Here is an 8,049-nt window from a genome sequence, read left to right as displayed (position 1 = left end):
CATTTTGAATATTTTTATTATAATTAAAATTAGTGGTGATCTATTACTATTTACTTACATTTTATGGTAACTATCATATTTTATTTGACGTTATCAATTAAAGTTGAAAAGTTTAATAACCAACCCAATTAACACATCTGAATTATACCATTTTCAAATAATTCTGTCAAATTAAGATAATAAGAGTTATTCCTATTGTTAGCTGCCTTAACTATGTTTTTATTATATTTTGATTTGCGGTATTTATCCTTTATTAGTTGGGATTTAAATAAAAATTATTTTCATCCCAACTATAAGGTTTCTTAATTGGACTATTTTATTATATATCTCCCTTTTGGCGGCGTCTAAAGGCTTTTTCCATCTCACGTTTGGCTGTTTTCTTGGCAATATCTCTTCTCTTATCATGCTGCTGTTTACCTTTTGCTACTGCCAGTTCCACCTTGCAGAGATTTTTTTTCAAATACAGGGTCAGAGGTACCAGAGTATAACCTTTTTGAGTTGTATAACCGATCAGTTTTCTGATCTCATTTTTATGAAGCAGAAGCTTTCTTTTTCTTTCCGGCTCGTGGTTAAAACGATTTCCCTCTTTATAGGAGCTAATATGCATATTATGCAGATAAACTTCTCCATTTTGTACCAGAGCGAAGCTATCTTTTAAGTTAACTCGATGATTTCTGATCGATTTAATCTCTGTACCTTTAAGTTTTATCCCCGCCTCATAAGTTTCTTCTATATAAAAATCATGTCTGGCTTTTTTATTTTTTGCGATAATTTCTATATCTTTATCTTTAGCCATGACTATCACATCCTTAATCTTTAATTTATCTTAATCAATTTTTTCCAGTAATTCAAAATCTAATTCTCTTTCATCTCTATTAACCTTGGTAACTTTAACTTTAACCTCATCACCAATTCTGTAAATCTTTTTAGTTCTTTCTCCAATTAAATGATATTTTTCCTCATCATAATGATAATAATCATCACGAAGATTTTTAATATGGACTAAACCTTCTACTGTATTTTCTAACTCCACAAACATACCAAAACCGGTAATCCCACTGATAATTCCCTCAAATTCCTCACCAATCTTATCTTCCATAAATTCAATTTTCTTTAAGTCCACAGAATCTCGTTCTGCCTCCATTGCTCTTCTTTCCTGGAGTGAACAGTGATCGGCTATTTTGGGTAGTTCTATATCCAGTTCATCCTGACGTTTCTGACTTAGATAACCTTCTGTTACAGTTTCCTTAATGATTCGATGAGCAGTCAGATCAGGATAACGTCTGATTGGAGAAGTAAAATGGCTGTAATGAGTAATACCCAGTCCAAAGTGACCCACATTTTTTTCAGAATAAACTGCTTTTTTGAGTGAGCGCAGCATTACTGTTTCGATTATTTTTTCTTCTTTGGTTCCTCTTACATCCTCCAAGATTTCCTGCAGTGCCCTGGGGTGAACCCCGTTTTTGACTCCTTTTAAGCGATAACCAAAATTATGAATAAATTCGTTAAACTGCTGCATTCTATCCAGATCCGGTTCTTCATGGACCCGATAAATAAAGGGCATTTCCCGCCAGGACATCTCTGCTGCAACAATTCGGTTAGCAGCAATCATAAATTCCTCAATTAACTGTTCTGCTTCCCGATGTTTTCTTTTCTTTAAGTTAACAGGATGACCATCTTCGTCAAGTTCTACTTTAACCTCTGGAAAGTTAAAGTCCATACTTCCTTCTTCAAAACGATTTTGGCGCAGTCTTCTGCGAAGTTCGTTCATCATTTTTAGTTCTTCTATAAAATCACTATATTCATCTTTTTTAGCCTGATCATTATCCTCCAGAATATCCTGAGCTTCACCATAAGTCATCCGGTGGTTGGAATTAATTACTGATTTTGTAATATCATGATCTATAATTTCTATTCCCTTTTTTCCGTGATATCTATAGTCTATAAATACAGTCATGGTCAGTCTATCCACCTGAGGATTCAGGCTGCAGATTCCATTAGACAGCTTTTCGGGCAGCATTGGAATTACCCGGTCGACTAAATAAATACTGGTCGCTCGAGAAAAAGCTTCCTCATCAAGGGGGCTGTCCTCTGTTACATAATGACTGACATCAGCAATATGAACTCCCAATCTATAAACATCATCACTCAGTTTTTCTATGGAAACAGCATCATCAAAATCTTTAGCATCCGGTCCATCAATAGTTACCAGTTTTAAATCTCTTAAATCCTGACGCTGATCATCTTTGGTAATTGTATCTTCACTTACCTGATCTGGAATATTCTCCGTCTGCTTTAAAACTTTATCTGAAAATTTACCCGGTAAGTTGAGCTGACGAATTATAGCTTCAATATCAACCCCGGCATCATCTTTATCACCCAGTATTTCTATAATTTCTCCTTCTGGATTCCTGTTTTTCTCCGGCCAGCGATTTATTTTTGCCACAACTTTTTGACCATTTTCTGCATCATTTAATGCTTCTGGTGGAATAAAGATATCATTACAGATTCTTTTGTTATCCGGAATTAAAAATCCATAATTTTTATATTTTTCTAAATTACCAACAACTTCTTTGTTGACTCTCTCAATGATTTCTGCAACCTCTCCTGCCTGGCTTTTACCGCGATCAGAAGGAACAGGACGCACAAACACCTTATCATTGTGCATTGCTCCATTCATATTGGCTGAAGAAATATAAACATCTTCTTTTTCGGGATCATCCGGAATTAAAAAAGCATTTCCGGAAGCTATTTTTTCAATTCTACCCCCGATTAAATTAAATTTTTCCGGAACTCCATACAGACCCTGTGAGTTTTTGAAAATCTGACCTGTCTTGATCAAATCATCAAGGAGATCGGAAAACATCTGCTGCTGACTTTTATCTATCTCAAATTTTTCGAAAATTTCTTCTTTGCTGAGTGGGCGGTGTACATCTTCTCTTAATTTTTTTAATAATTCACTTCTGGCACTCATTAATAATCATCCCCAATCTTTTGGTGATTCTATTCTTAAATTGTATTCTTGATCAATCAATCTATTTTCTGTTTTTAGAGCTAAAATTTAAAGTCCTAAATCGTCAGAAATATTCTGCATAGCGGCTAAAGAAAGAGCAACAAATTCTTTTAACTCCAGATCCAGCTCCTTACAGGAAGCAATCACATCTCTATCTGCTCCTTTAGCAAAAGAACTATCTCCATAACGGTTTAAAACAAATTCTGTGTCCAGGGCGTCTAATTTTTTTTCAGGATGAATCAATGCTGAAGCAACAATTAAACCAGTTAAAGGATCAGCTGCATATAAAGCCTTAGCCATTAAGGTTTTACGGGGCAGTTGATGCATTCCATTGTGAGATCTAACAGCATCTACAATCTTCGCTTCCATTCCCATTTCAGCAAGCTTATCTGCACCAAGTTGACTGTGTTTTTCCGGTTGATCTGCAGTCTGCTCATAATCAATATCGTGGAGTAGACCTGCCAGACGCCATTTTTGCTCATCTTTATCAAAATAGTCGGCCAGCTCTGCCATTACTGCCTCTACTGCAAGACAATGTTTGCGCAAATTTTTCTGCTTGATATTTTCTTCCATCAGTTTGAGTGCTTCTTTTCTCTGCATTAAAATTCCTCCCTTAAAATATTATGGTCTTTTTGAAAAATGAAACTGCTTAACTGTAAAATAAAACTTTAGTTATCAGCTTCAATAAATTTAGCTTCTGCCTGAGCCTTTAAATTACCATCTTCAGCAAAAATTTCTGCCTGAGCATAATAAACATTTGCAATAGAACTTTCTTTAGATCCTTTATATTCTCCAATTATTTCTAACTTTTCCCCAATCTCTATTGCCTTTCTGTACCTTATGTTCAGCTCGGCAGTAAATGCTTTAATTCCCTTAAAACCAATTACATATGCCATTGCCTCATCCAGTAAAGTAGCTGTTAAACCACCATGAATTATTCCATTATAGCCCTGATGATATTCTCCGGGAATAAATTCTGCTCTCACCCTATTTTTAGTAATTTTTTCAAATTTCAAGGCCAGAGAAATCGGATTTTCCTCTCCACAGGCAAAACACATTTGATCATCAACATCCGGCATTAAATCACTACCCTTCTATCAAAAAACCCTCCCAGCAGCATCAACTACAAGGAGGGTAATCATTCCTTTACTACTATATTAATTTTACATGAATAATGGAGCAAATACAAGTGAAACAATAGTCATCAATTTGATTAAGATATTTAAGGATGGTCCGGATGTATCCTTAAAGGGATCTCCTACTGTATCACCGACAACAGAAGCAGCATGGGTATCTGTACCCTTACCACCAAATGCTCCTGATTCAATATATTTTTTAGCATTATCCCAGGCTCCACCGGCATTAGCCATCATAATTGCTAAGAGCACACCGGAAGAAAGAGCTCCACCTAAAAGACCACCCAGTGCCTGTACATCCCAGAGTCCAACTACTACTGGCACAACTACAGCTAAAAGACCTGGTAAAATCATTTCTTTTAGAGCAGCTGTTGTACTGATATCAACACATTTTCTGTGGTCAGGTTTTTGAGTACCTTCCATAATACCTGGCATTTCTTTAAACTGTCTTCTTACCTCTTCGATCATTTCTCCTGCGGCCTTACCTACAGCCTCCATAGTAATTGCGGAGAATAGGAAAGGAAGCATAGCTCCCAGGAAGAGTCCGATAATAACCTGTGGATTGGTCAGCGAAATAGACTCTAAGCCAACTGCCTGTGAGAAAGCTGCAAATAATGATAAAGCTGTTAAAGCAGCTGAACCAATTGCAAAACCTTTACCCATAGCAGCTGTTGTATTACCAACAGAGTCTAATTTATCAGTAATGTCTCTAACTGAGGAGTCCAATTCTGCCATTTCGGCAATTCCACCGGCATTATCAGCGATAGGTCCATAAGCATCAACTGAAAGTGTAATACCTGTTGTAGAAAGCATACCAACTGCAGCCATTGCAATACCATAAAGACCGGCAAAATTATATGCTAAATAAATAGCAGCTGCAATAACTAAAATTGGAAGTGCTGTACTTCTCATACCAACAGATAAACCACTGATTATGTTAGTTGCGGTACCAGTCTGTGACTGACGGGCAATATGTTTAACAGGCCCATAATGCTCAGAAGTATAATATTCAGTAATTCTACCAATTAGGGTTCCAGCAACTAAGCCGGCAATAATTGCTACAAAAATACCGATTTCTCCTGTTAAAGAAGTCACTAAAAAGTAAGCTCCAATAATTGTAATTCCGGCAGCAGTCAGGGTTCCTCTTTCTAAAGCTTTGGCAGGATTTCCACCCTCTTTAGCTTTTACAAAACGAGTACCAATTATAGAAGCAATAATCCCTAAAGCTGCAATTAACATCGGCAGTAAAACATGATCTACACTTAAAGCAACTCCTAAGGTCATAGCAGCTACAATTGAACCAACATATGATTCGAATAAGTCTGCTCCCATTCCTGCCACATCACCAACATTATCACCAACATTGTCAGCAATAACAGCAGGGTTACGGGGGTCATCTTCTGGAATTCCAGCTTCTACTTTACCAACTAAATCAGCACCAACATCAGCAGCTTTAGTGTAAATACCGCCACCGACACGGGCAAATAGAGCAATAGAACTGGCTCCAAAAGCAAAACCTCTTATAAACTCTACATCATGAGAAAAGAACATATATAAAATTCCAAGTCCCAGGGTCCCTAAACCTACAACAGACATCCCCATTACAGTTCCTCCAGAAAACGCAACCTTTAGAGCAGCGTTTAAACCTGTTCTGGCAGCATGTGTTGTTCTGGCATTTGACTGAGTTGCAATCTGCATTCCTATAAATCCAGCTAAAGCAGAGAAAAATGCACCTAAAATAAATGATAGAGCATACTGCCAGCCCAGACTGGGTACAACAGCCATTATTACAGCTACAACTGCAACAAATACTGAAAGCATTTTATACTCACGACCTAAAAATGCCATTGCCCCCTCATTGATTGCATCTGATAGCTCGGCCATTCTCTCTGTTCCCATACTTTCTTTTTTAACTTTTCCAGCAAGAATAAAGGCGAAAATTAAGGCAATTATTCCTGCTAAAGGTGTATAAAAATTCATGCACCAACCTCCTTATTAATTAATATTTTCTTTTTATATGCTAATATTTAGCATCTTATCTGGTATATATTGCATTCAAAACTTTAAAATTTTCCCTGAAACAATATTAGATGTTTTTTTATTAAAAAATACTTAATCTCCTGTTTTATAATTAACTATTCATTACTTAATTATGACACTAAATATCAAAAATTAAAAGATAGCTAAAATCAGAGAGTTAATCATAAATAATACTGCTGCAACAGTTGTTGCCTTACTTATTTTATCTTCCATCTTCTTTCCTGATTTACCAAAAAAAGTTGTAGCACCACCATCAATTGCTCCAGATAGACCGGCACTTTTACCAGACTGAAGTAAAACACCAACAATTACTGCAATCGCTATAATAAAATGTAAAACCTTAAGTGCAAACATCTAAATCTCACCTCCAGTAAGTTAAGTAAATAATACTAGATATCCATAATTCAACACAGTTTTAATTTTAACATATTAAAGACAAAAAAACAATAACTTAGAGGATAAAAAGACTTTTAAGAGCCTGGAAAACAGTTTCAGTAGATAAGACTATAAAAGACCAGGCAGAAAAAATCTCTGCCCAGTCCCTTGATTACTGTCTTTTAGATTTAAAGAACTTTACTTAAGGTTAAAGAATGCTTCTTTACCTGCATATTGAGCTGCTTCTCCTAAGCTTTCTTCAATTCTTAGCAGCTGGTTATACTTAGCAACTCTTTCGGAACGTGCAGGAGCACCAGTTTTGATCTGGCCGGTATTCATTGCTACAACAAGATCAGCAATTGTTACATCTTCTGTTTCACCGGAACGGTGTGAGACTACAGAAGTAAATCCTGCTCTTGTAGCCATTTTAATTGTATCTAAAGTCTCAGTTAAGGAACCAATCTGGTTAACCTTAATTAAGATTGAGTTAGCAGAATCTTCCTCAATACCTCTGCTCAATCTTTCAACATTAGTCACAAAAAGATCATCTCCCACGATCTGCAGACGATCACCTAAACGTTCTGTTAACTGAGCCCAACCTTCCCAGTCATCTTCGTCAAGACCATCTTCAAGTGAGATAATTGGATACTTGTCAATTAACTCTGCATAGAAATCTACCATTTCTTCAGAAGTCTTTTTGACACCTTCTCCGGCCAGGTCATACTTGCCATCTTTATAAATTTCAGATGCTGCTGCATCAATAGCCAGATAGAAATCTTCGCCAGCTTCATAACCGGCAGCTTCAATAGCTTCTACAATTACCTGCAGCGCTTCTTCATTGGATCCTAAATCAGGTGCAAATCCACCTTCATCACCAACACCTGTACCCAGATTTTTTTCCTGCAGTACTTTCTTTAAGTTATGATATACTTCTGCACCCATCTGCAGAGCTTCACGGAAGCTTACTGCACCAACAGGCATAATCATAAATTCCTGCAGGTCTACATTATTATCAGCATGCTCTCCACCATTTAAAATGTTCATCATTGGTACGGGCAGAGTTTTAGCATTCATGCCGCCAATATAATTGTAGAGTTCAGTTCCGGTAGCATTAGCTGCTGCTTTAGCAACTGCCATTGAAACACCTAAAATAGCATTGGCACCTAGTTTACCTTTGTTTTCAGTTCCATCTAATTCGCGCATTAAGTTATCAATATCAACCTGATCTCTAACATCTAAACCTAGTAATTCAGGTGCAATAACTTCATTTACATTTTCAATTGCATCTAAAACACCTTTACCCAGGTAGCGGTCGCCACCATCTCTTAATTCTACTGCTTCGTATTCTCCAGTCGAAGCTCCAGATGGAACAGCCGCTCTACCAAAGGTACCATCTTCTAATACTACCTCTACCTCTACAGTTGGGTTACCACGTGAATCTAAAATTTCGCGAGCATATACTTCTACAATTGTTGTACTTAACAT

General features: G+C 36.7%; 7 protein-coding genes. All 7 read right to left on the bottom strand.

The annotated features are described in order from the left end of the window. Positions 1-319 precede the first annotated feature (319 nt). The gene (smpB, locus tag DFR79_RS03660) at positions 320-796 is read right to left on the bottom strand and encodes an SsrA-binding protein SmpB (RefSeq protein WP_133514148.1); all 477 of its coding nucleotides are present in this window, start codon (positions 794-796) and stop codon (positions 320-322) included. A 30-nt stretch (positions 797-826) separates the two neighbouring features. Next, entirely contained in the window at positions 827-2,974 is a 2,148-nt protein-coding gene (rnr, locus tag DFR79_RS03655; RefSeq protein WP_133514147.1) for a ribonuclease R, read from the bottom strand. A gap of 87 nt (positions 2,975-3,061) precedes the next feature. After that, positions 3,062-3,613, bottom strand: coding sequence for an HDIG domain-containing metalloprotein (locus tag DFR79_RS03650; RefSeq protein ID WP_133514146.1), 552 nt, complete (start codon positions 3,611-3,613; stop codon positions 3,062-3,064). A 68-nt stretch (positions 3,614-3,681) separates the two neighbouring features. Next, positions 3,682-4,092, bottom strand: a complete 411-nt coding sequence (locus DFR79_RS03645) for a PaaI family thioesterase (protein ID WP_133514145.1) — start codon at positions 4,090-4,092, stop codon at positions 3,682-3,684. A gap of 84 nt (positions 4,093-4,176) precedes the next feature. Continuing rightward, positions 4,177-6,129 carry a sodium-translocating pyrophosphatase gene (locus DFR79_RS03640; protein ID WP_133514144.1) on the bottom strand — a complete coding sequence of 651 codons (1,953 nt, stop codon included), beginning with the start codon at positions 6,127-6,129 and terminating at the stop codon, positions 4,177-4,179. Between the two features lie 192 nt (positions 6,130-6,321). Beyond that, on the bottom strand, positions 6,322-6,543 hold the full coding sequence (secG, locus tag DFR79_RS03635) for a preprotein translocase subunit SecG (RefSeq protein WP_133514143.1): 222 nt from the start codon (positions 6,541-6,543) through the stop codon (positions 6,322-6,324). A gap of 219 nt (positions 6,544-6,762) precedes the next feature. Beyond that, a complete protein-coding gene (eno, locus tag DFR79_RS03630; protein ID WP_133514157.1) occupies positions 6,763-8,049 on the bottom strand; it encodes a phosphopyruvate hydratase in 1,287 nt (428 codons plus the stop codon).

This window comes from Halanaerobium saccharolyticum, assembly GCF_004362045.1.
In the GTDB taxonomy this organism is placed as follows: Bacteria; Bacillota; Halanaerobiia; order Halanaerobiales; family Halanaerobiaceae; genus Halanaerobium; species Halanaerobium saccharolyticum_C.
This window is presented reverse-complemented; position numbering and strand designations above follow the sequence as displayed.